The sequence below is a fragment of the Aliinostoc sp. HNIBRCY26 genome, assembly GCF_050235535.1.
In the GTDB taxonomy this organism is placed as follows: domain Bacteria; phylum Cyanobacteriota; class Cyanobacteriia; order Cyanobacteriales; family Nostocaceae; genus Trichormus.
This window is the reverse complement of the sequence record NZ_CP189852.1, coordinates 6,825,625-6,848,138: the sequence shown is the minus strand read 5'-3', so window position 1 is coordinate 6,848,138 and position 22,514 is coordinate 6,825,625. Positions and strand designations below refer to the sequence as shown.

At 41.3% G+C, this 22,514-nt stretch carries 16 protein-coding genes; 5 read left to right on the top strand and 11 right to left on the bottom strand.

Annotation, left to right across the window (positions count from 1 at the left end):
* Positions 1-241: 241 nt before the first annotated feature.
* The 3 genes from ACQFX9_RS28890 to ACQFX9_RS28880 all read right to left on the bottom strand — a co-directional run bounded on the left by ACQFX9_RS28890 (position 242) and on the right by ACQFX9_RS28880 (position 5,198).
* Positions 242-685, bottom strand: a complete 444-nt coding sequence (locus ACQFX9_RS28890; protein WP_427159941.1) for a HetP family heterocyst commitment protein — start codon at positions 683-685, stop codon at positions 242-244.
* Between the two features lie 128 nt (positions 686-813).
* Positions 814-1,116, bottom strand: a complete 303-nt coding sequence (locus ACQFX9_RS28885; RefSeq protein WP_427159940.1) for a hypothetical protein — start codon at positions 1,114-1,116, stop codon at positions 814-816.
* 926 nt (positions 1,117-2,042) lie between these two features.
* A complete protein-coding gene (locus ACQFX9_RS28880; protein WP_427159939.1) occupies positions 2,043-5,198 on the bottom strand; it encodes a cysteine peptidase family C39 domain-containing protein in 3,156 nt (1,051 codons plus the stop codon).
* A 1,281-nt stretch (positions 5,199-6,479) separates the two neighbouring features.
* Here ACQFX9_RS28880 and ACQFX9_RS28875 point away from each other — a divergent pair.
* Positions 6,480-6,707 (top strand): photosystem II protein, Psb35-related, encoded by a 228-nt coding sequence (locus ACQFX9_RS28875; RefSeq protein ID WP_236142052.1) that lies wholly within the window; start codon positions 6,480-6,482, stop codon positions 6,705-6,707.
* Between the two features lie 177 nt (positions 6,708-6,884).
* Here the strand turns inward: ACQFX9_RS28875 and ACQFX9_RS28870 are convergent, their stop codons facing one another.
* From ACQFX9_RS28870 to grpE, 6 genes are all read right to left on the bottom strand, one after another.
* On the bottom strand, positions 6,885-8,474 hold the full coding sequence (locus ACQFX9_RS28870) for a glycoside hydrolase family 57 protein (RefSeq protein ID WP_427159938.1): 1,590 nt from the start codon (positions 8,472-8,474) through the stop codon (positions 6,885-6,887).
* Between the two features lie 201 nt (positions 8,475-8,675).
* The gene (rsgA, locus tag ACQFX9_RS28865; protein WP_427159937.1) at positions 8,676-9,788 is read right to left on the bottom strand and encodes a small ribosomal subunit biogenesis GTPase RsgA; all 1,113 of its coding nucleotides are present in this window, start codon (positions 9,786-9,788) and stop codon (positions 8,676-8,678) included.
* Positions 9,788-10,042, bottom strand: coding sequence for a sulfurtransferase TusA family protein (locus ACQFX9_RS28860; RefSeq protein ID WP_427159936.1), 255 nt, complete (start codon positions 10,040-10,042; stop codon positions 9,788-9,790). The genes rsgA and ACQFX9_RS28860 overlap by 1 nt, the downstream gene beginning before the upstream one ends.
* A complete protein-coding gene (gene dnaJ / locus ACQFX9_RS28855) occupies positions 10,042-11,166 on the bottom strand; it encodes a molecular chaperone DnaJ (protein ID WP_236142056.1) in 1,125 nt (374 codons plus the stop codon). Before dnaJ ends, ACQFX9_RS28860 begins: the two co-directional genes overlap by 1 nt.
* A gap of 558 nt (positions 11,167-11,724) precedes the next feature.
* Positions 11,725-13,686 carry a molecular chaperone DnaK gene (dnaK, locus tag ACQFX9_RS28850; RefSeq protein ID WP_427159935.1) on the bottom strand — a complete coding sequence of 654 codons (1,962 nt, stop codon included), beginning with the start codon at positions 13,684-13,686 and terminating at the stop codon, positions 11,725-11,727.
* Between the two features lie 247 nt (positions 13,687-13,933).
* The gene (gene grpE, locus ACQFX9_RS28845) at positions 13,934-14,680 is read right to left on the bottom strand and encodes a nucleotide exchange factor GrpE (RefSeq protein WP_427159934.1); all 747 of its coding nucleotides are present in this window, start codon (positions 14,678-14,680) and stop codon (positions 13,934-13,936) included.
* A 401-nt stretch (positions 14,681-15,081) separates the two neighbouring features.
* Here grpE and ACQFX9_RS28840 point away from each other — a divergent pair, with 401 nt between their 5' ends.
* From ACQFX9_RS28840 to ACQFX9_RS28825, 4 genes are all read left to right on the top strand, one after another.
* Positions 15,082-17,094 (top strand): GspE/PulE family protein, encoded by a 2,013-nt coding sequence (locus ACQFX9_RS28840; protein WP_427159933.1) that lies wholly within the window; start codon positions 15,082-15,084, stop codon positions 17,092-17,094.
* Between the two features lie 102 nt (positions 17,095-17,196).
* Positions 17,197-18,318: a type IV pilus twitching motility protein PilT gene (locus ACQFX9_RS28835; protein ID WP_427159932.1), complete on the top strand. Its 1,122-nt coding sequence runs from the start codon at positions 17,197-17,199 to the stop codon at positions 18,316-18,318.
* 127 nt (positions 18,319-18,445) lie between these two features.
* Positions 18,446-19,660 carry a type II secretion system F family protein gene (locus ACQFX9_RS28830; RefSeq protein WP_427159931.1) on the top strand — a complete coding sequence of 405 codons (1,215 nt, stop codon included), beginning with the start codon at positions 18,446-18,448 and terminating at the stop codon, positions 19,658-19,660.
* 38 nt (positions 19,661-19,698) lie between these two features.
* Complete coding sequence (locus ACQFX9_RS28825) at positions 19,699-20,256, top strand: hypothetical protein (protein WP_236142062.1); 558 nt, start codon at positions 19,699-19,701, stop codon at positions 20,254-20,256.
* An 87-nt stretch (positions 20,257-20,343) separates the two neighbouring features.
* Here ACQFX9_RS28825 and ACQFX9_RS28820 read toward each other — a convergent pair whose 3' ends face one another.
* Both ACQFX9_RS28820 and ACQFX9_RS28815 read right to left on the bottom strand, forming a co-directional pair.
* Positions 20,344-21,270 carry a DNA cytosine methyltransferase gene (locus ACQFX9_RS28820; protein ID WP_427159930.1) on the bottom strand — a complete coding sequence of 309 codons (927 nt, stop codon included), beginning with the start codon at positions 21,268-21,270 and terminating at the stop codon, positions 20,344-20,346.
* A gap of 46 nt (positions 21,271-21,316) precedes the next feature.
* A complete protein-coding gene (locus tag ACQFX9_RS28815; RefSeq protein ID WP_427159929.1) occupies positions 21,317-22,504 on the bottom strand; it encodes a HindVP family restriction endonuclease in 1,188 nt (395 codons plus the stop codon).
* Between the last annotated feature and the right edge of the window lie 10 nt (positions 22,505-22,514).

Below are 22,514 nucleotides of genomic sequence, written 5' to 3'. Positions count from 1 at the left end.
AGATTTCATTACTGAATATTTGCCATTTTGGCAGAGTTTAGCGGTAAATTCAGCAATTCCTGACAATCAGACTCTGAGTAATATGGGTTGCTAAAAAAATCCCACACCTTCAAGGTGTGGAAGTAAGTAGCACAAGGTAAATTTAAAGGTTTGTAGTAAGAACTTTAGTTCTCTCTGCGAGACGCTCCGCGAACGGAAAAGGACTAAAGTCCTTACTACGAACTAACTTATAAATAGTTTTCTAATTATTGATCAGATTCAGTTCACCAGCATTTAGGGATTGTGAATCAAATTGTATGGGTTGAGTCTCGTAAATTTTCTGAGCAAACCACGAATCTATACTACCGCCACGAATCTCTGTTTTCTGCTTACCCACTACTTCAAAGTATGCCAAGTCTTTAATCTTACTTAAGCAACTAGATGAAGTATGCGTCTCAGACGATTTACCCATTGTGCCATTACTTTGATGTGATTGTTGCGCCCTTCCAGATTCCGAGTTTTCTTTGAGTAGTCGATTATAGGTGCGGTAGGGAATATAGTGTAAAGGATTATAGCCTGCAATACGTAGCATTAAAACACAAGCCCAAGAATATTTCCCAGCCAAAATTGCTTCAACTACTTTGTCAAATTGCTGAGGATTAACTGCTTTGTTGGGGTTGTTGATGCTTGTAATATGTTGATTCATAGTGTTTGTTGTCTGAAGAAATACTACTTTGGTTGTGTGATGGTTGATACGGCATTTAAAGCTTGCCGATCGCAATTCAATTAACGTAATGAAAAAGCTGTACTAGCAGATATTGCAGGAATAAATAGCTAGATTAAAAATGCACACAAAACTTGCTGTGTCTTCGGTATGAAGTAAGACTTATCTTGTTTCATACCTGGAAAAATAAAAGTAAATTTTTTAAGGATATTTAGATAAGTAGATGCAGATGACATCTGCCAAAAATATACTTGCTGCTTTGTATTAAATAACTGAATGTAAGATGTGGCATTTTCTACAGTTTGGGACATTTCTACCAAAGGTGCTGTTAATTTGACAACGCGATCGCTACTGCTAATTGTTACCCTTTTGATGACTACTCTTAAGTCTTGGTAAACATTATCTGGCTTCATCTTTTAACTGCTCCTTGTCATTGATTTTGACTAGCAGACAAAAGTCTCAATTCGGATTTTGGTAGATACAGTTTTTCGTACTTAACTGTCACATTTCCCAATTATCTTACCCCTGATATTTTCACTGTGTGATATTTTCCTCTGTATGAGAATAAAATACTTATCATCTTCAGTGTTTTTGAGTATGTTACTGAAAAATTATTGATTCATACTCAATATATCAAGTGTGATATTCGTATTTATACTATTTTTTTTCATGAATGTCACCTACGGATCTGGGATTTTAACCATTAAATTTACGGAATATTTTCAATGTGGATTTTTTTGCTGTACTGTTTTTCATATTGAATACTTTTGACTAGGTAATGAGGGGTCTAACCCCTCGCCCGTCGTGCATTTGAGACTTTAAACCCACTAAGAAAATTTACCACTAAATAGGGTTATAAGCAACAATTAAAATTCAGAATTAATACCGTATAAAAGCTCATTAAATAACTTTTTGGGTGAGGGGTCAAACCCTTTTTCACTGATTGAATGTAATCGCAATTGCTTGTGAGGCAGTAAGCAGGCGACAAGAGGAGAAAGAAGAGTGTTAATTTAATTCTTCAGCTATGTCACTTATTGATTTGCCAGATACCGTCTTTGCTAAGTGAACAGCATAGAGAGACGAAACTATTCGATAGCAGATAACTGATACAGAATGTAGATATAGACTACTTTTTAATGATTATTAATTATCTACTTACACAAAAATAAAATAAATATAAAATTTGCCTTCAAAAACGAATTAATATGTATTCAGTATCAGTATTATTCAGTTTATCCAAAAAACTTTTACTAAAAATGTTGAGTCATTAGAGAACAGGGAACGGAATCTTTAATTTTGAATTTTGAATTTTGAATTGATTCGCCCCAATCCCCAGTCCCTACCTCACTGCTAACTGATGATAAATACCTGCGATGTTCATCAGTTGTTCGTGTGTACCTTGCTCAATAATCAGGCCTCTGTCTAGGACTAAGATATAGTCGGCATGGCGCACACTGGCAGCGCGATGAGAGATGATAAATGTAGTGCGGTTTTGAGTGATGAGGGCTAAATTATCGTGCCAGTCTGCTTCAGTTTCGATATCGGAGTTAAAAGTCACTTCATCAAAAATCAAAATTTTGGGGTTTCTAATTAAAGTGCGGGCGATCGCAATTTTTTGTTTTTGACTGACGGAAAGCCCTAAACCCCTTTCACTAATCTTTGTGTCGTAACCGAAAGGTAATGCTTGAATAAACTCATGGGCGTTAGCCAACTTGGCAGCCGCAATGGCTTGTTCTCGGCTAAACTCTGGATCATGTAAGATAATGTTTTCTAAAATTGTCCCAGAAAACAGAAACACGTCTTGTAATACCAGTCCCAATTGACTCCGCAGGGATTGGGTAGACATGATGGCTGTATCATGATCATCAATGAAGATTTTGCCGGATGTGGGATTGTACAAGCCTGCAAGTAAATGGGCTAAAGTGGTTTTCCCGGCACCACTATGGCCGATAATGCCAATAATCTGTCCTGGTTTGGCAATCAAGGAAATATTTTGCAGAATTTCGCGTTCTGGTTGGTCATGATAGCGAAAAGAGACACTTTCTAACCTTACTTCCCCATCAATAGGAGGCATCACCAACAGTGTGGTTTGTTGATTTTCTTCTGCACCAGCTGCAAACACATCATTAAGTCTTTCAGCAGCAATTAGCACTTGTTGAAATTCATCCCATAATCCCACCAAGGCTAAAACTGGGTTAGTAATACTGCTAATTAGTAGATTAAAGGCGACAAATTGACCAAGGGAGATTTGTTTTCCCATGACTAATGTCACCCCAAACCATAAAATCAGGGTGCTACTGATGTGGTTAATTAAGCTGCGGGTTAGCTGTAATCGATTCGCTAATTTTTGTCCTTGTAACCGCGCTTTTAACATTTTCAAGAAGCGTTCTTCCCAATACTTTTGCAGTCCTCGTTCGGCTGTGGCGGTTTTGATGGCGGTAATCCCACTAATCATATCGACAATTGCTGTTTTTTGTCCGGTGGATTCTTGCCAAACTTCTCTAGATGCTTGCTTAATATAAGGACTGACACCTAACGTAAAAAATGCGATCGCTAAAATCCAACTTAAGACCAACAAAGTCAGTTGCCAGTTGTAGGAAATCATCAACCCCAGATAAATGATGACCATCAAAGCATCGATAGTTGCACCAATCGCCCGACGGGTAATAAATTGTTGAATTCTTTGATTTTCTTGGACGCGACTGACAATATCTTCTACGGAACGAGTGGCAAAAAACTGCAAGGGTAATTGCAAGGTGTAGTGAATAAAACTACCAATGAGATTGAGGTCAAGACGACTGGCTAAATAATCCAGTAAGTATTGATGTTGCACCGTTAAGATGTTCCGCCAAATCCCCAAACATAGGTAGGCAATGGCGAAGACATTTAAAGTATCTAAATTCTTACTGGGGATGAATTGGTCGAGAACAATTTGTGTACAAACAGGTGCAGCTAGTCCAAATATCTGAATTAAGAGGGAAGCGAGAATAACTTGCTTGAGTAACTTCCGATAATGCCACAATATTTGCCCATAGCGACCTAGTGATACTTTCTCACTTTTGAGGGCATAAAAAACATCAGTGGGATTTAATAACAGGGCGTAACCCGTCCAATTTGCCGTAAATTTGGCACGTTTTAGCCATCGTTTACCCAAAGCAGGGTCAGAAATTAAGATGCGATCGCCTTTAATTTGCCACACTACTATATAGTGAATGCCTTGCCAGTGGGCAATCCACGGGTTAGTTTGCCATTCTAATTTATTTAAACTAGCGCGGACTGGTAGGACATCATAACCCAAGGTTTGGGCGGTATTGGCTAAACTTTCTAAAGTTGCACCTAATCTATCCACTTGGGCTAACTTACGTAGGGTAGGGAAACTTAAGCGTTTACCCCAATACTGACTAATCATCGCCAAACAAGCCACCCCACAATCAGATAAACTCTGTTGCTGAATGAAGGGATAAGTAAACCAAAACCGGCGTTTTACCTCTTGTTGGGGGAAGTCAATTCCCTGTTCCTCGTTCCCCGTTAAGAGTTCCTCGTTAACAACTTCACTATCTGCTTGGGGATGATGGGTATGATTTTCCCGCACTGACACATTCGTAATTGGCGGTAGGAGGATTTTAGTTTTACTCTCCGTAGTTTTCGCCACTGGTTTGGCTGCTACTGCTGGATGATGATTAATCCAGAAATTAGGTGCTAAAGCCTTAGCTGTATCCCAGTTTTCTATAGATAGGTGATACACTAACAAATCTGTTTGCGCCTTCCCGTCTGGTTGTGTCAGTTCTGGATATCCCCAACTATCACCCATCGCCGGTGTTAAACTCCCCACAGATATAGACTCGACTTGGCCACGCGCTAGCCAAAATCGTCCAGCTTCTGGGGGAGTAGCTATTGATAAAGGTGTGTCGGCGGGGATCTGTTTAGTGGTTAATAAGGGTGATATTTCTCGCAGTGTGGCACTTTTGAGCGAGTGTAAATCAGTGTAGCTTTTGAAGAAAATTAGCGTTTGTCGTTCATTAGCTAACTGCTGTAAATAATCTTCTAGTTGGGGTATGCGTTCTAACCACTGTTCTAGTTCAGTGACAGAGATTTGCACCAGACTACCGGGACTAGCTGCGATCGCTCGATATGGTAAACAATGATGCCAAAATAAATAATCTCCCCCAAAAACTTGCCCATCTAATAATAATTGAGTCGAAACTTCCCGCCCTAACTTGTGATTAAAACTCAACAACCGGACTCGGCCTTGACAAACCAAAGAAACAATATTATTACTATCTACAACTTCCCCACCTAAACTATAGCTAGCCAACTCATCACCTAGCTGGAATTCCCGTACCACCCAAGCTTGGCTAAACTCCGTCATTAGACTCGTATCCCCTGCAACTAACCTCAGCAATTTGAGGATAGGCGCGACTGGAGTGGAAGATGGCTGATTGCTAGCATATTGATTCAGCCCTCCCGAAACTCTTAACGGCGAAGAGGGGTTCATGGTTTAACTTCAGATTGGTGTGTAAACTCTTGGTCAGATTTAGCTCAAAGTTGCCAATGTCAAAAATTCATGCTGATTTGAATCATGAAAATTGGTTCATTTCAACATTTCATTATTCATGCAATCATGCGATTTTTCCCAATAATTGCTTTATGGCAAAATGGTTTTTCACCACAAGCCAATCATCAATAAATCAGCAATTTGGCATAAACTTTGACTTATTTTTGAATTGATCTGAGTGGCATTCAGGGTGACTTGCCAATTTTATCAAATTTTCACGAATTCTTTAACCAGTGTTCATAAACTTAGCTTTGGGTATCTGGTGGCTGTTCATGAGAAAATTAAGCGCAAAGTCAAAACTGAGTAATTTGCCAGAAGCCTATATTTACTTTGTTAATCAGTCTCGGAATTATTACCACAGTGTTTCTACTAAAAACTTGTTAAAAGTAATTTTTCCACTCCCTAAATGTTCACTAAGAACTAAATTTTGCTGTTTTTAGTAATATCCTAATTGGGTAGATTAACACGGTTATCCATACACAAAATAAATTTTATTTGTGAGAATTGATAGTTTTCTTAACCTAGTTACACTTTCCTGTTATTGATTAGATAACCGGAAAATCAAACCAAAAATTGTGAATGCTTTTTATTTTTTTTAGATAGAATTCTACCCAAGAGAGAGATACTAAAGCATTTAAAACAGCTATTATGTATCCTGTGCTACAGATTTTTGCAGATATGGCTAATTAATTGCCGTAAAGTTGCCAAGATAGCTGTCACCCCTCATGAAGTCGTTTGACTTCTGTAATTCAGTCAGCAAAACCATCAAGGAAAGTTTAAATTTTTCACAATAGCAAAGTTAGCGATTTCCAACGGCGATTTCGACAGCAGAGATCAAGATAAACTTAATTAAAAATTAATATTTTTCCTATTTAAAAGCTGCGATCGCTACAAATTCTCAAAACCTCTGATATCGAAATCCAGTTTAATTGTGAACATATCTCAAACCGCATATTTATATAAGTATAGAAAATAATCATGTAATTTAAATTACATGATTATAACTGTTGTTAACCTAGTGAAGAACACAGTTCATGATGGCTACTTAACAGTCGATAAATATCATTTAAAGATATTTGCATATAAGCAATTTGACGCACTTTGACAAGTCTAGATAACTCCTAGCACCAAGAGAGATTGCTGCACATATTGCAAATATTGTTGCGGTAATGTTATATTTATTTACATAAGGTTACAAAAGTATAGAAAGAAAGGTTAATTATGACAATTCTAGTTGCAGTAACACTTTTAGGTTGGGTAGCAGCTTCCGTACTAGGTACTTTAGCTTACTTCTTAGGAGAGCAGAAAAAGCCCATCCACGAAAGAAACTGGCGTTCTGAATCTTTTGAAAAATTAGCAAAATCGATTACAGGTGCAGACATAGACTATAGCGATCGCACCCCCGCCTATGCTATGGATGCTTACACTAGCCGCAATTTACCTCAATAGCTGTCATGGACAGCAATAATAAAACCCCCAGTCATTGACGCTGGGGGTTTGTTTTTTAGGGGTGTAAGGGTGTGGGTATAAGGGTGTAGGGGCGAAAAAATTACTAAGCACTCAGCACGGGCTAAACGCCCCGCTTCCGCTAACAGCACTCATCACTCAGCACTCAGCACTCAGCACTTACAAAGGACGATAAACCCGATAATTGATATTAGGGAAGATATTGTCCATTAATTCGACTTTTTCTAGCCAACCACTGTCGATTTTGCCGACTTTCACATCTTCATAGAGTTTATTAAAGCGCATTAAGTGCGATCGCGTCCGTCTCACCGCATAGGGAACCATTGTTCCTGTCCGCATAATAAACGCCCAGTCGGAAGATTGCGCCAACAATAATTCTCTCGCTGCTTGGTTCAAAGCCTTCCAGCCTAATTCATCCTCTGGTTCTAGTTGGGAGATTTCAATCATCCGTTCCGCAGCTTTGTGCAGATGCGGGTAAATCCAAGCATTAGTATCATTCAACCAATACTCATGGAAACCTTTGTAACCCCAACTCGACTGGGAAGGACGACACACTTGTTGAGTCGGTTCAGCCCGTAAATAATCAGCTAAGTGGGTCATTTGATATGTTCCTTGGTCATACCAAGATTTACGGAACAGGTAATCAATAAACCAGGGGCCTTCATACCACCAATGGCCGAATAATTCCGCGTCGTAGGGCGAAACAATAATCGGCGGACGCTGCATAATGCTATAGAGATGTTCTGCTTGTCTTTCGCGGTTATACATAAAATTAGCCGCGTGTTCTGCCGCCTTTTCCCTTGCCCAATAAGGGTCATAAAGTGCCTTATCAGATAAACCTAAGCCACGTCCGGTAATTTTGTGATACTTAATCCCCGTATTTTTACGCTGACCGTTGGGCATGATATAGGGCTTGATGTACTCATACTCAGCTTCCCAGCCCAAGTCTTTGTAAAATTCCCGATATTCCGCCGCACCAGGATAACCCACCTCAGAAGACCATACTTGCTGAGAAGATTCATGATCTCGTCCAAAAGCCGCCACACCTGTTTCTGTAAAAATTGGCGCATAAGTACCAAAGCGGGGACGAGGACGCGCATACAAAATACCATGTCCATCGGTGAGGAAATAGCGCAACCCAGCATCAGCCAGCATCCGTTCTAAGCCTTCATAGTAAGCGCATTCCGGCAGCCAAATTCCTTTAGGTGGACGACCAAAAGTTTCTTCGTAGTGTTCACAAGCTACCTGAATTTGCGCCCACACCGCTTGCGGATACATTTTCATCAACGGTAAATAGCCGTGAGTTGCACCACAGGTGATAATTTCAAGATTATTACTTTCTTGGAACTGTTTAAAAGCCGTCACCAAATCGCCATTGTAGCGTTCCCACATCTGGCGCGCTTCGTTAAACTCAGTGGCGTAGTGTTCCGCCAAATAACGCATATGCCCATTGTGGATATTGCGTTCAGCTTCCAGTTCTATCAGTTCTTCTAATTGTGCTAAATGTGCATCGTAGCGTTCTTGTAATAATGGATCACGCAACATTGACACCAATGGGGGTGTCATACTCATCGTGATTTTAAAGTCGATGCCGTCTCGCTTTAAGCCTTCAAATACTTTTAATAAGGGGATGTAAGTTTCTGTAATAGCTTCATAAAGCCATTCTTCTTCCAACACATAATCACTTTCTGGGTGACGCACGAAGGGTAGATGTGCATGAAGTACAAGCGCGACGTAGCCAATAGCCATAATTTTCTGGGGTGATTCTTATAAATTGAAGGTCTAGGGAGTAGGCGGAAATTAACAATATTTTAAGACCTTCTGGGGATCGTAGCAGATGAGTAATTTCAGCAAATTAAATATCACCCGACAAAGAAAGGGAATGGGGAACAGGGAACGGGGAACAGGGGAGAGAACCCTATAAATAAATTTAGGGGCTGGGAAATGCTGTTATTCTTCATCGTGATATAAATCTTGTAGACCTTGCACTTGAGTACGTCGGGAAGTGCGACGATATTTTTTACTTTCTAGTTTGGGTTCGTATTGGCTTTGGCCTTTGCCTTTGGTTTTGCGCTTTAAGGTCGATTCGGGATCGGCTTGTTGTTGGAGTTGTGTTTGTCTGGCGATCGCTGCGTCTAAAAACTCTAGATAATGTTCATAGCGTTCCCAATCACCCCGCACAGCACAATCTGGTTCATCTCGATGTAAACAATCATTAAACTTACAGTGAGCATGGGCGAGGCGTTCACTGGCTTCTGGGAAGTAATGTACTAATTCTTCGGGGCTGCAATCTAAATCAGGCTGATTGAAGCCTGGAGTATCTGCGAGTAAACCACCGCTAGGTAACTCAAATAATTCTACGTGGCGTGTGGTGTGACGACCACGAGCTAATTTCCCGGAAACTTCGCCCACGCGCAGGTTGATATCGGGAATCAGGGCATTAATTAAGCTAGATTTACCCACACCAGAAGGCCCAGCCACAACCGTAATTTTCTGGCTGAGATGTTTTGCTACTTCGTCAATATTAATTTGTTGCTGAACGCTGATAAATAGGGGTTGATATCCCCAACTTAACAGGCGATCGCAAATTTCTTGCTGCTCTTGGGATGTGACTAAATCGCTTTTATTCAAGCATAAAACCACATCTAAACCCGTAGATTCAGCCTTAATTAAAAATCGGCTGAGTTGGTAAGGTTCTAAGGGAGGATCAGCCACCGCAAAAACCAGCAGGATTTGGTTCGCATTGGCGATTGGTGGACGGTCTAATTCCGTTTGACGGGGTAAGACATCCGCGATCGCTCCGCGTTCTCCAGACCAATCTGGCTCTTCTACAATCACGCGATCGCCAACCATCACCTGCTGGCCGATTTTTTTCAATCGAGTCCGACGAGTACATAGGAGGAAGGGGGGCAGAGGCGCAGGGAGCAGAGGAGAATTTAAATCTAATTCTCCCCCTGCACCCTTGCACCCCTGCACCCCTGCTTCCTGAAGCTGTACCTTGTAGAAATTCGCCTGTACGGCTAACACCGTACCCAAAAACTGTCCAGTAGTACCAACTTTCATTAGGCGTTTACAGGACGGCGAACTAACAAAGCAAAATAGCCAGCACAGTCGGTAATTTTTTCTACTTGATAACCGGCCATAGTCAAACTATCGGGGACTTGCTCAATTGGCTCACCAGGGTCTAGCCATACCTCCAGCAAAGTACCAGGGGACATTTGCTCCAAACGGAGTTTAGTCCGCACGAAATTAATCGGGCAAGGAGTGCCGCGCAAATCTAGTTGAGCATCAGGAGTTGATAGAGAAGATAACTTCATTACTTAAACAGATTTCCCAAAAAACCTTCTAAACCGCCTTTACCAGTACGGTCTCCCTTAATTTTAGCTAGCTTCTCTAACAATTCTCTCTCCTCTGGTGTCACCTTAGTAGGAATATCAATTAACACCGTTAACAGATGATCCCCACGGCTTACGGGATTACCCAAGCGGGGTACACCACGATTTTCTAATTTCATCACCGTATTGGGTTGAGTCCCGGCGGGGATAATTAACTCTACTGGCCCGTCTACGGTATTCACTTCCAAGCGACAGCCCAAAATCGCTTGTAAATAGCTCACCTTAATTTCTGAGAGGACGTTAATGCCATCGCGTTGGAATTCCTCATCCTCATTGACAAACAAATATACGTACAAATCCCCTGGCGGGCCACCGCGTTGACCAGCATCACCTTCTTGGGATATGCGTAAGCGTGTACCGTTGTCTACACCTGCGGGGATGGTGATTTTCAGTTTCTTGGTAATTTGATTAGTACCTTTACCATCACAGGTATCACATTTGTCTTCAATTACCATACCCGTGCCATTACAGGTAGGACAAGTGGATACTTGAGTAAAACTACCGAACGGTGTTCTCGTTACACGCCGTACCTGACCAGAACCGCTACAAGTGGAACAAGTACGGGGACGAGTCCCAGGTTTTGCACCAGAACCAGCACAGGTTTCACAGGTTTCTAAATGGGAAATGCGAATTTCCTTTTCACCACCAAAAACTGCTTCCCGAAAATCTAACTTTAAGTCTAGCCGTAAATCATCGCCTCGCGCCGGCCCGCTACGCCGTCTTTGCGTGGGGCCGCCCATACCACCGGCAAAACCGCTAAAAATACTTTCAAAGATATCGGCAAAGCCACCCATATCGCCCATATCTTGGAAGCCTACACCAGCACCAGAAACTCCTTCAGGCCCAAAGCGATCATAACGTGCGCGGGTTTCTGGCTCGGATAGGACTTCGTAAGCACGGTTAATTTCTTTAAATCGTTCCTCCGCACCAGATTCTTTGTTCACGTCTGGGTGATACTTCCGGGCGAGACGACGATAAGCCTGTTTGATTTCTTCCTTGTCAGCGTCACGAGAAACGCCAAGAACTTCATAGTAGTCGCGGGCCATATAGCAAAGGTAAAAGTGAGGACGAATAGATAATTAAAGCAGCAGACACCACTAGGGCGGCTGGCTATCAGCTAGGCAGAAGGTAGACGTTAACTTATTTTAATAATTGATTTTACCTTTTACCTTTTACAAAAATCACCAGCAGATAGCAAGTTAAGAGAGCTTTTCTTGATTCAACAAAAAAAAGCTACTGCATTTGAGAGTCAGAGAACAACAGCTGAGATTTGTGACTCACAAACTTGGCTGTCTCTTTTACAATTGTGCTACGTACCACGAAAAAAGCCTGCCCACAAACTAGAGGGGCTAGCCGCACCATCAGGTGTGGAAAACCCCCCTTGCGAGGTATTGGGGATTAGGGATTGGGGATTAGGGATTAGGGATTGTATGAAGTCGGAATATAGTCCGTTAATCTACGTCAACCTCCAATTTAGAGAGTGCGGAGGCTCTGAGGAGCTATTGAAACGAGGTAAACATAGTCAGACCTTGGTTTATTACCCAGTCCCCAGTCCCCAGTCCCCAGTCCCCAGTCCCCAGTCCCCAGTCCCCAGTCCCCAGTCCCTAATCTATCGCTTCATAATCAGCTTGCGCTGTGCTTTCCTCATCAAAATCAAAATTAAATTGAGGGATCAGAGTCCCATTCATCGGATGTTCCATTTCGGGAGGTAACGCTTCACCGGCGATCGCATCTATTGTCTCATCGCCTTGACCGCCTGCTCGTTGGTAGACATCCGCACCAATTGCAAACAGAGTTTGTTGAAAGTCTTCTAGACACTGTTGAAACTCTTTGAGGGAGATCGCAGGATTTGTCATGACACTCTGAAGTAGAGCAACTTTTTCGTTGGCCAGAACTTTCATCTGCTCTCCAATCAGTTGTCCGTTATCTTTGATTGTCGATTCATAACTAGACAACAGATTGTCGGCTTGATTTTTGAGTTCCACCAGTTCTTTGCGTCTTTTATCTTCTTCTGCAAAAACTTCGGCTTCTTGGCGCATCCGTTCTACTTCAGTGGTACTCAATCCACCTGTATTGGTAATGCGAATGCTCTGTTCTCTACCCGTGCCTTTATCTTGGGCTGCAACCTTGAGGATACCGTTAACATCGATTTCAAAAGATACCTCAATTTGCGGTACACCACGGGGGGCTGGCGGAATTCCTGCTAAGAGGAATTTGCCGAGACTTTTATTATCTCTTGCCATCGCCCGTTCACCTTGGAGGACATGAATTTCCACGGAAGTCTGACCATCCACGGCGGTAGAAAAGACTTGTGATTTGCTGGTGGGAATTGTGGTGTTACGTTCGATAATTTTGGTGAAGACTTCGCCCAAAGTTTCAATTCCCAAAGATAGAGGTGTAACATCCAACAGCAAAAGATTATCAACCTCGCCACCCAAAACACCTGCTTGAATAGCTGCACCCAAAGCTACCGCTTCATCCGGGTTCACCGAACGGTCTGGAGTTTTGCCGTTAAAAAATTTAATTAGGGCGTTTTGGACAGCCGGAATGCGAGTAGAACCCCCTACAAGAATAATTCTGTTGATATCTTGAGGTTGGAGGTCAGCATCTTTGAGGGCTTGCGTCATTGGTTGGATGGTAGCTTCAATTAAATATCCCACCAATTCTTCAAATTTAGAGCGGCTCAGTTCCATTTCTAGATGCTTTGGCCCACTTGCATCGGCCGTAATGAAAGGCAAGTTAATGGAGGTACTGACCATACTAGAGAGTTCTATTTTGGCTTTTTCTGCGGCTTCTCGGAGTCGTTGCAGTGCCATTTTATCTTGAGCTAGGTCGATGTTGTCTTGTTGTTGGAAGCGTTCAATCATCCAGTTGACAATACAACTATCAAAGTCATCACCACCTAATTGATTATTGCCACTGGTGGCTTTAACTTCAAACACCCCATCCCCTAGTTGCAGGATAGAGACATCGAACGTTCCGCCGCCTAAGTCAAAAACTAAAATCAGCTGCTCTTGGTCTTGCTTATCTAAGCCAAACGCTAAAGCCGCAGCTGTCGGTTCATTGATAATTCTTAATACTTCTAAACCAGCAATAGTGCCAGCATCTTTAGTGGCTTGTCGTTGAGCATCGGTGAAATATGCAGGTACGGTAATTACGGCTTGCGTGACAGTTTCGCCCAAGAAATTTTCTGCATCTTGCTTGAGTTTTTGCAAGATCATGGCAGATATTTCTTGGGGCGTGAAATTTTTATTGCGAATCTGCACATCAACAGTTTCGTCTCGACCTTTGACACAGTTATAAGGAACGCGATCGCGCTCTGATTCCGTGTCATCCCAACGACGACCGATAAATCTTTTAATACTAAAAACCGTGTTTTCTGCGTTCGTGACAGCTTGGCGTTTGGCTAATTGACCGACCAGGCGATCGCCACTTTTACCAAATCCCACGATACTTGGAGTGGTTCTTCCGCCCTCGGAATTGGCGATGACAATTGGCTGTCCACCTTCTAAAACCGCAACACAACTATTTGTAGTGCCTAAGTCGATTCCAATAACTTTTCCCATATTAAGGTATTTTTACTGACTGCTGTTGCCGTAATGCTACATGCGCGGACAACCTTGAGGTCAAAGAGGGAGATTTAGGGGTGCAACACTGGAGGAATTTAGGAAAGGAAATTTCCGATTATGCCTCATACCAGGTTTCACCAATCCTCAATCGCCAGTTGCCAGTTCCCAATACCCAACACTGAGCAATGCTCGCCTCCACTATAATCCAGGCACTATTGGTCAGTGAGGCGAGCAAATACAGTAATTAACTGTCGGCTGGACTCGACTGACTTTCTGGTGCAGGTGGTGCATCTTCCTTGGGAGCAGCCACTTTCACCATCGAATGGCGCAAAACGCGATCGCCCAAGTAATATCCGCGCACTAACTCTTCTAACACTGTTCCTTCAGGATGTTCATCCGTAGGTTCGCGCATTACTGCTTCATGAAGGTTAGGATCAAATTCTTGACCTTCGGGACGCATTGGTGATACACCCAGTCGCTTCAGGGAATCTACCAGTTGTTTATAGACTCCTTGATAACTTTTATGAATTGTCATCTCACCTTCAGTTTGCGGTTTCAGGTGCGCTCTTGCCCGTTCAAAATTATCAACTACGGGCAGTAACTCCATAATTGTGTTGCGCTTTACCTGCAAATCTAACTCTTCTTTTTCTTTTTGTGTACGTTTACGGTAATTTTCAAAATCAGCCGCAATTCTCATGTACTGCGTACTACGTTCTTCCAGTTGCGCCTTGAGTAAATCAATTTGCTGATTTAATTCTGCCAAAGCGGCTGTTTCGAGCTGAATTGTTTCTGGTGCAGCAAAGTTATTTTCTTCTGTGAGTACAGTGTCTCCCGATACATTATTGGGGGCTGCCACTTGCTCAGTAACCTCGCTGCCAGATTCGTGAGAATTAATTGGGGCTTGGGAGTCGCTCATCATTGCTTGATTTACCTCTGTTGATTCACCCAACGGCTGGCTTGTATTGTTGACCTGTTTATTTTCGTCCATCATTATCTAAGTCTACTCATCCCAGGTGTGCTTTACGGTAGAATTTCGCCACAAGTACCCACCATTTTGATCAATGGCTATACACTCAGGCTGATGTTTGACCGCAATTTCCCCAGAAATGGTTTTACAGTCATCTTATTTTGACAAATGGTGAACAGACCTTCTAGGTGTGAGAAACCGAAATTAGTCAATAGTCAATAGTCAACAGTCATTAGTCATTAGTCAACAGTCATTAGTTTCTCTTCCCCTGTCTCCCTTGTCTCCCCAGTCCCCAATCCCCAGTCCCCAATCACCAATCCAAACATTTTAAAGTTTTCACCTGAATTTACTTAGTCTTAATGAAAATTATTTAGCTCAGGTTGGGAATACTCTAAGCAGAGGTTTTCCCTACTCATTGCTCATCTATGACTCAATCCTCTCCGCAACGGCGCAGTACCGCTCTCACGACAAGAACGGAGTTTTCGCCTTTTGGTAGTAAATTAGTCCAGTCTGGTTATGTCAATACTGACCAGATGAGGCAAGCGTTGATTGAAAGTCGCAAGTCTGGTAGACCATTGACAGACGTGCTAGAGTCAATCACCGGGCGACAATTATCACCTGAGTTTCTCAGACAATACAAGAAACAACAATTATTTGAACTGAAGATACTATACGGTGTCGAATTCCTTGATCCGGAAGCCAACAATGTTGGCGATACAATGGTGGGTCAACTGATAGAATCTCTGATTCCAGTTGATATCTGCCGTCGTCATCGTTTAGTACCCTTATCAAAAAATGATCAACAAAATCCACCTTACATTCTGGTGGCAATGGTTGATCCGGATAACTTAGAAGCGTCTGATGACCTGAATCGTATCTTGCGCCCCCAAGGTTTAGCACTCAAGCGCATGGTAATCACCCAGGAGGATTATCAACAACTGATCAATCAATATCTGGATGATTTGGCTGTCCGACAAAAACACATAGAACAAGAAAAATTTACAGATATTAATCAGGATTTAGAAAACCTCAGCAATCTCAACCTGGAAGATGCCCCAGAAGAAATGGAGGCGGATTTAGGGGCGGCGATGAAGGGTGCAGAGGATGCGCCAGTGATTAATCTGGTGAACCGCATTCTGGCGAAAGCTTTGCATGAGAAGGTTTCTGATATCCACATTGAACCCCAAGAAGAAAATTTGCGGATTCGTTTCCGTAAGGATGGGGTGTTGCGGGAGGCTTTTGATCCTCTACCGAAAAAAATCATTCCGGCGGTCACAGCCCGATTTAAAATCATCTCCAACTTAGATATTGCAGAGAGACGTTTACCTCAAGACGGACGGATTCGTCGGATGTTTGAGGGACGCAAAGTAGACTTTCGGGTAAATACCCTACCCAGTCGCTATGGGGAAAAGGTGTGTCTGCGGATTCTGGATAACTCTTCTACCCAGTTGGGATTAGATAAGTTAATTACTGATCCAGAAACTTTGAATATTGTCAAAGACATGGTCAGTAAGCCTTTCGGGTTAATTTTGGTAACGGGGCCGACTGGTTCTGGTAAAACTACTTCGCTGTATTCTGCACTTTCGGAAAAGAACTCTCCTGGTATTAACATCAGTACGGTAGAAGATCCGATTGAGTACAGTTTGCCAGGGATTACTCAAGTCCAGGTAATTCGGGAGAAAGGACTAGATTTCGCCACTGCATTACGGGCATTTTTGCGACAAGACCCCGATGTGCTACTGGTGGGGGAAACACGAGATAAAGAAACAGCCAAAACAGCGATTGAAGCTGCTTTGACTGGTCACTTAGTATTAACTACTTTACACACAAATGATGCTCCTGGGGCGATCGCTCGTTTGGGAGAAATGGGTATTGAACCATTCATGGTGTCAAGTTCTCTAATTGGGGTGTTAGCACAACGTCTAGTGCGGCGTGTTTGTTCTGAGTGTAAGATTGCCTATACTCCTACACCAGAAGAATTAGCCCGTTATGGGATGTCTGCTTCCCAAGAAGTTAACGTCACCTTCTATAAGGCTAATACTGTACCATCAGAGGCGATCGCGGAAGCTAAAAACAAAAATCAGCTTTGTCCCGCGTGTAACGGTGTCGGCTACAAAGGCCGTTGTGGTGTTTATGAAGTCATGCGGGTGACTGAACAGCTACAAACTTTAATCAACGAAGAAGCACCCACAGAACGCATCAAAGAGGTAGCTGTTGAAGAAGGAATGAAAACCTTGCTGGCTTACAGTTTAGACCTAGTACGCCAAGGTTCTACCACCTTAGAAGAAGTAGAACGGGTGACATTCACAGACACAGGTTTAGAAGCTGAATTAAAAGCTAAACGTAAGAGTGGACTAACCTGTCGCAGTTGTAACGCCGTTTTACAACCAGAATGGCTCGATTGTCCTTACTGTATGACACCTCGGTTTGATGATTAGTCAGAAAAGAAGAGGAAACATCTTTAGTGTGTTTCCCCTATACCCTGACACCCTTATACCCCTATACCCTTTTTGCATTTTGAATTGGAGTGCAGCGAACCTATGGAAATGATGATTGAAGACTTGATGGAGCAGATGATTGAAATGGGTGGTTCGGATCTGCACTTATCCGCAGGTTTACCCCCCTATTTTCGGATCAGTGGTAAGCTCACACCCATCGGGGATAACGTCTTGAGCGCAGAACAGTGCCAAAGACTAATTTTTAGTATGCTCAATAATACCCAACGCAAAACCCTAGAACAAACCTGGGAATTGGACTGTTCCTATGGTGTTAAGGGTTTAGCTCGTTTTCGGGTAAACGTTTATAAAGAGCGTGGTGCATATGCTGCTTGTTTACGCGCTCTGAGTTCTAAAATCCCTAATTTTGAGAAATTAGGTTTACCAGATGTAGTCAGAGAAATGTCTGATAAACCCAGAGGATTAATTCTGGTGACAGGCCCTACAGGTTCTGGTAAAACCACCACTCTAGCGGCCATGATTGATTTAATTAACCGCACGAAAGCCGAACATATTTTAACAGTAGAAGACCCCATCGAATTTGTTTACGAACCAATTAAAAGCCTAGTTCACCAACGGCAATTAGGTGAAGACACTAAGAGTTTTGCTAATGCCTTGAAAGCTGCCCTTCGGGAAGATCCAGATATCATTCTGGTGGGGGAAATGCGGGACTTAGAAACAATTTCTTTGGCCATTTCCGCCGCAGAAACAGGACACTTAGTATTTGGTACATTACACACCAGTTCCGCCGCTCAAACTGTTGACCGGATTATTGACGTTTTCCCCCATGAAAGACAAACCCAAGTGCGGGTGCAATTATCTAACTCTTTAGTAGCAGTATTTAGTCAAACCTTAGTACCGAAGAAGAATCCTAAACCCGGTGAATATGGACGGGTAATGGCGCAGGAAATCATGATTGTTACTCCCGCTATTTCTAACTTAATTCGTGAGGGGAAAACATCACAGATTTACTCCGCAATTCAAACAGGCGGTAAATTGGGAATGCAAACTTTAGAAAAAGTTTTAGCAGATTACTACAAAGCAGGCACAATTTCTTTTGAAGCTGCAATGTCTAAAACTTCTAAACCAGATGAAATTCAACGCCTCATTGGTACTGCTCCCCCACAAGCAGCAGGTGCAAAACCCGGTGCTGTCAAAGCACATTAATCTTAGTTATTAGTCATTAGTCATTAGTCATTAGTAATTTTTTAACTATAGATGATTGACTATTGACTAAAATCTTAATTTTGTAGGCGCAAGCCTTATTGTAAAGTATTTTGAATTTTGAATTATTATGCCAACATTTGTTGCCCGTGTTCGGGATTCACAGGGAAAAACTAGAAGCGAAAAAGTGGTTGCCGAATCTTTGGCAGACGCTCGGACTAATTTGAGAGATAAAGGTTTTGTAGTCCAAGACCTAAAACAGTCAGGTGGTGGTTTTGACTTCCAAAAATTCCAGAATTCTTTTGCAAAAGTTACTGTTAAAGAAAAGGCAGTTTTTTCTCGACAGTTGGCTACCTTAGTGAATGCTGGTGTAGCTATTGTGAGAGGTTTGGGGGTACTCGGTGATCAATGCGAGAATCCTAAAATGAAGCAGGCTCTCATTGATATTAGTAATGATGTTCAAAGTGGTGTGAATCTTTCAGATGCTATGCGGAAGCATCCTGATTGTTTTGATGGGTTATACGTCAGTATGATCCAAGCTGGGGAGGTTGGTGGTGTTCTTGATGAAGTTCTCAACCGACTCGCCAAATTATTAGAAGATATGGCTAGATTACAGAACCAAATTAAGTCAGCTCTAGCTTATCCTGTGGTGGTTGGTTTTTTAGCAACTGCTATTTTCGTGGGGATGACTGTATTTTTGATTCCCATTTTTGCGAAAATCTTCCAAGAGTTAGGCACAGAACTACCAGCACTGACGGCATTTTTGATGACTTGCAGTCAAATTTTAAGAAGTCTTTGGTCTTTAGTAATTGTTGCCTCACTTGTAGGTGTAAGATTTGCTTTTACACAATATTATAAGACCCGTGTTGGTAAGGAAACTATTGACCGTCTTTCTTTAAAGATGCCTTTGTTTGGCGATTTAATTCAAAAATCTTCAGTGGCGCGTTTTAGTCGTACCTTTGGTTCTTTGACTCGTTCTGGTGTACCGATTTTGACATCATTAGAAATTGTGCGAGATACATCAGGTAATCAGGTAGTTGCTAATGCTATTGATGGAGCCAGAGCAGAAATCCAACAAGGGGGTATGATTAGTTTGGCTCTACAGAAAGCGAATGTTTTTCCAGCAATGGCGATTCAAATGATTAGCATTGGTGAAGAAACTGGTGAACTAGATGGGATGTTAATGAAAATTGCTGACTTCTATGAAGATGAAGTTGAGCAAGCCGTCAAAGCATTAACTAGTGTTTTAGAACCAATTATGATTTTGGTTTTAGGGGGTATGGTGGGGACAATTTTGTTAGCTATGTATCTACCCTTATTTAAGGTGTTTGAAAAATTGGGATAGTCAAACATGAATGATGAGTTGTAAATTTTGAATTGATTATGCCTGTGCAGAAATCTTATTATGAAGCGAGTTTAGCAGAGTATAGCAATCATTTAGCAGCGATCGCATTACTCAAGCAATACCGTCCCTACTTGGAAATGCTCCCTAGTCTGCGCCGTCCACATGAAAGCTTAATCTCTATTCCTCTGCCAATTGTTCGTTTACGCAACATTCAGTCTGCAACTACACAGGCTATTCATCTCCCCTGTGATGTGGCAATTTTAATGTGTGATCCTGAGTGGAAGGTAAAAACTGGCGCGGAAATTTTACTGTTTATCCATCGTCCCGATGAAGATTTTTCGGATTTGTTAGGACGTTGGCGGCAAACTCAGGTGTTTTTAGATCAAGATTATGAATGGTTAATGCCCTATCGTCACAGCCATATTTTTAGTGAGGGTGCTAATAGTATATATCCTTTATTTATTCTGTTTAATGAGACATCAGAACGTATTCAAAGGGGTCTGATAGGTGCAGAATTGCCATTTGTCATTCAAACACCAACTTTGCAACTTTCTGATGAAAATCAGGATGAAGAAAGTTTAGAAACGTGGGAATAACAAATTTAACAGGAAAATAGGCGCATTAGTTATAAAAATGCGCCTCACAATAAATTATGTAGAGATTAATACATACCGTCTCTACATTCAGGAAGAAACCGTATGAAGTGAAACTTGAAGAGAAGAATCTTGTACATATTGAAAGATACAACGAGCTACATATTCAGCTAACTTGACAGGAACGGCATTACCAATCATCTGTTCTAAATCTGATTTATTACCCTGAAACTTAAACGTTTTTGGAAATGTTTGAATATAACTTCTTTCGATTGTAGAAAGAGGTCTTAATTTCTCATTAACATCACAAGCATCCCCTTCATGCTTCTTATATGTTTTGGGAATAGGACGGTTTACTCCCCGAACTGTTGGGCTAGGTTCATAGATGCTGAAGATAGCCCTTCTTTTATAACTTCTTGGATGACGGTAAAAATAATCAATACCTAAATCATGACCCAGATAATCAAAAACAGTCATAGGCTTCTTAGATTGATTTTTGATTAGATAATTGCTGAGAGCATTATCTTCTCCATGAAGCTGACCAATTAAAAAGTAACGTTTTCTAGCTTGTGGAACTCCAAAGTAACTTGCATTTAATATTGAACAAGTTAAACCATATCCAGCTTTTTTGAATATTTCTAAGGCTGTTGTTAAAATTTGACTTTTAGTAATTCTATCTACATTTTCCATCACGAACCAATTAGGCTTAGTTTGCGAAATAATATTGGCAAACACAATCGTTAAATCGGCTCTACCAAGATTTTCATCTCGTTTTCCTGCGCTTGAGAAATCTTGGCATGGAGGTCCACCAATAATTATTTCTGGATTAAAGCGGGAAATTATCCTACATATATCTTCGTGAAAAATGTCTTTCTCAAAAATAGGATGATGAAAGTTTTGTCTATATACTTCAATTGCTGGCAGCCAATTATCAAAAGCTGCTACTAAATTAAAACCAGCATTTTGAAATCCCAGGGACAAACCTCCGCAACCTGCAAATAAATCTACTGTGTTCATTTCTGAGTTGGTAATTTGATAGTTGCAATTTAATTTTAATTGTTAACTAATAATCTGGCATAGAAGGAACTGATAAATCAAATATATCTGGTGAGTTGAATATTATAGCATCAAATCTTCTTTCTGGACTCAAGAGATTCTGACCACCGCCTAAGATAATTCTTTTAATTTCTTGTTTTGTAATTCTAGGTTGTCTCAAGGCTGCCGATGTCATGTAAGCATGGGTAACTCTACCACTTACGGCAAATGCTTTATCATTTTTCGTATTATACGAAAGGCTGTCTATAATTCTCCCATGATTAAAATAACCATTAATACTAAAGTCAGATAGCATTTTAAACAGCCAAATAATTGTTCGAGTATGCCTAGTAATATTTCTGATTCTTCCGTATGTATTAATTTCTATTTTTGCTAAATCTATAAATAATCTAGTAAAAGCTAGATTACTCCAAACAAAAACATCCAAGCAGTTATCTACTAACTTTGATGATTTTCTTTCTGTTTTCCAGATAGGCTGCATTAAAAAAGGCTTTTGTACATCTATAAGTGAAAGTGCGATCGCATCTATATAGTCAATCATATCTGGAATGTAAGGTATTACAGAAATTGCTTCTGTCCAGTCAGTAATGTTTGCCAGCTTTTCCGTAATCACACTGCCCATAATAGACGGGTTGATTCTAAAATTTTCTACAATACTACAAGCTAAATAAACTATAGTATCCGGTCTGACTACAATTTCACAACCATAATAATCCTCTGCAAATTCACAAGTTGTATTATCCGGTAAAGCTGTTAATTTAATCTCAATTGGCTGTAAGCAAGAGCCTGAATCTCTTGCTTGGGTAACTAGATCAACACCTGGTAGATTTCCAATTAGATATTGTTGATATGGTGTAAACTGCGTTTCAAAGGCATAGAAAAGATTATCGGAGGTTGGGTCGATTCCGTAGAAGTTTTCTGTACTAATGCTTGAATGCTCAACTTTGAGGTTTGAGTTTAGCTTAATGTATACATTCTCTAGATTTAAACTATATAAGTAAGAGCAAAGAGAAGCCGGAAATGAAGAGTTAAAACAGTTTTTTCCCCAAGCTTCTTTTTGGGTAAAATCTCTGTTTGAGTGTATTAATCCAAATAATCCAGGCTGCTGATTTGGTATATTTCCTAATAACACAGGTTCTGATGAAAAAGTGAGTAACAAGATATTACTGTAAAAAATAGCAGCCGACACTGCCATATTAGAATTG

Coding starts and splice junctions, on each gene's coding strand:
- ACQFX9_RS28890 (WP_427159941.1), bottom strand. CDS start 685: ATGAATCAACATATTACAAGCATCAACAACCCCAACAAAGCAGTTAAT.
- ACQFX9_RS28885 (WP_427159940.1), bottom strand. CDS start 1,116: ATGAAGCCAGATAATGTTTACCAAGACTTAAGAGTAGTCATCAAAAGG.
- ACQFX9_RS28880 (WP_427159939.1), bottom strand. CDS start 5,198: ATGAACCCCTCTTCGCCGTTAAGAGTTTCGGGAGGGCTGAATCAATAT.
- ACQFX9_RS28875 (WP_236142052.1), top strand. CDS start 6,480: ATGACAATTCTAGTTGCAGTAACACTTTTAGGTTGGGTAGCAGCTTCC.
- ACQFX9_RS28870 (WP_427159938.1), bottom strand. CDS start 8,474: ATGGCTATTGGCTACGTCGCGCTTGTACTTCATGCACATCTACCCTTC.
- rsgA (WP_427159937.1), bottom strand. CDS start 9,788: ATGAAAGTTGGTACTACTGGACAGTTTTTGGGTACGGTGTTAGCCGTA.
- ACQFX9_RS28860 (WP_427159936.1), bottom strand. CDS start 10,042: ATGAAGTTATCTTCTCTATCAACTCCTGATGCTCAACTAGATTTGCGC.
- dnaJ (WP_236142056.1), bottom strand. CDS start 11,166: ATGGCCCGCGACTACTATGAAGTTCTTGGCGTTTCTCGTGACGCTGAC.
- dnaK (WP_427159935.1), bottom strand. CDS start 13,686: ATGGGAAAAGTTATTGGAATCGACTTAGGCACTACAAATAGTTGTGTT.
- grpE (WP_427159934.1), bottom strand. CDS start 14,680: ATGATGGACGAAAATAAACAGGTCAACAATACAAGCCAGCCGTTGGGT.
- ACQFX9_RS28840 (WP_427159933.1), top strand. CDS start 15,082: ATGACTCAATCCTCTCCGCAACGGCGCAGTACCGCTCTCACGACAAGA.
- ACQFX9_RS28835 (WP_427159932.1), top strand. CDS start 17,197: ATGGAAATGATGATTGAAGACTTGATGGAGCAGATGATTGAAATGGGT.
- ACQFX9_RS28830 (WP_427159931.1), top strand. CDS start 18,446: ATGCCAACATTTGTTGCCCGTGTTCGGGATTCACAGGGAAAAACTAGA.
- ACQFX9_RS28825 (WP_236142062.1), top strand. CDS start 19,699: ATGCCTGTGCAGAAATCTTATTATGAAGCGAGTTTAGCAGAGTATAGC.
- ACQFX9_RS28820 (WP_427159930.1), bottom strand. CDS start 21,270: ATGAACACAGTAGATTTATTTGCAGGTTGCGGAGGTTTGTCCCTGGGA.
- ACQFX9_RS28815 (WP_427159929.1), bottom strand. CDS start 22,504: ATGGCAGTGTCGGCTGCTATTTTTTACAGTAATATCTTGTTACTCACT.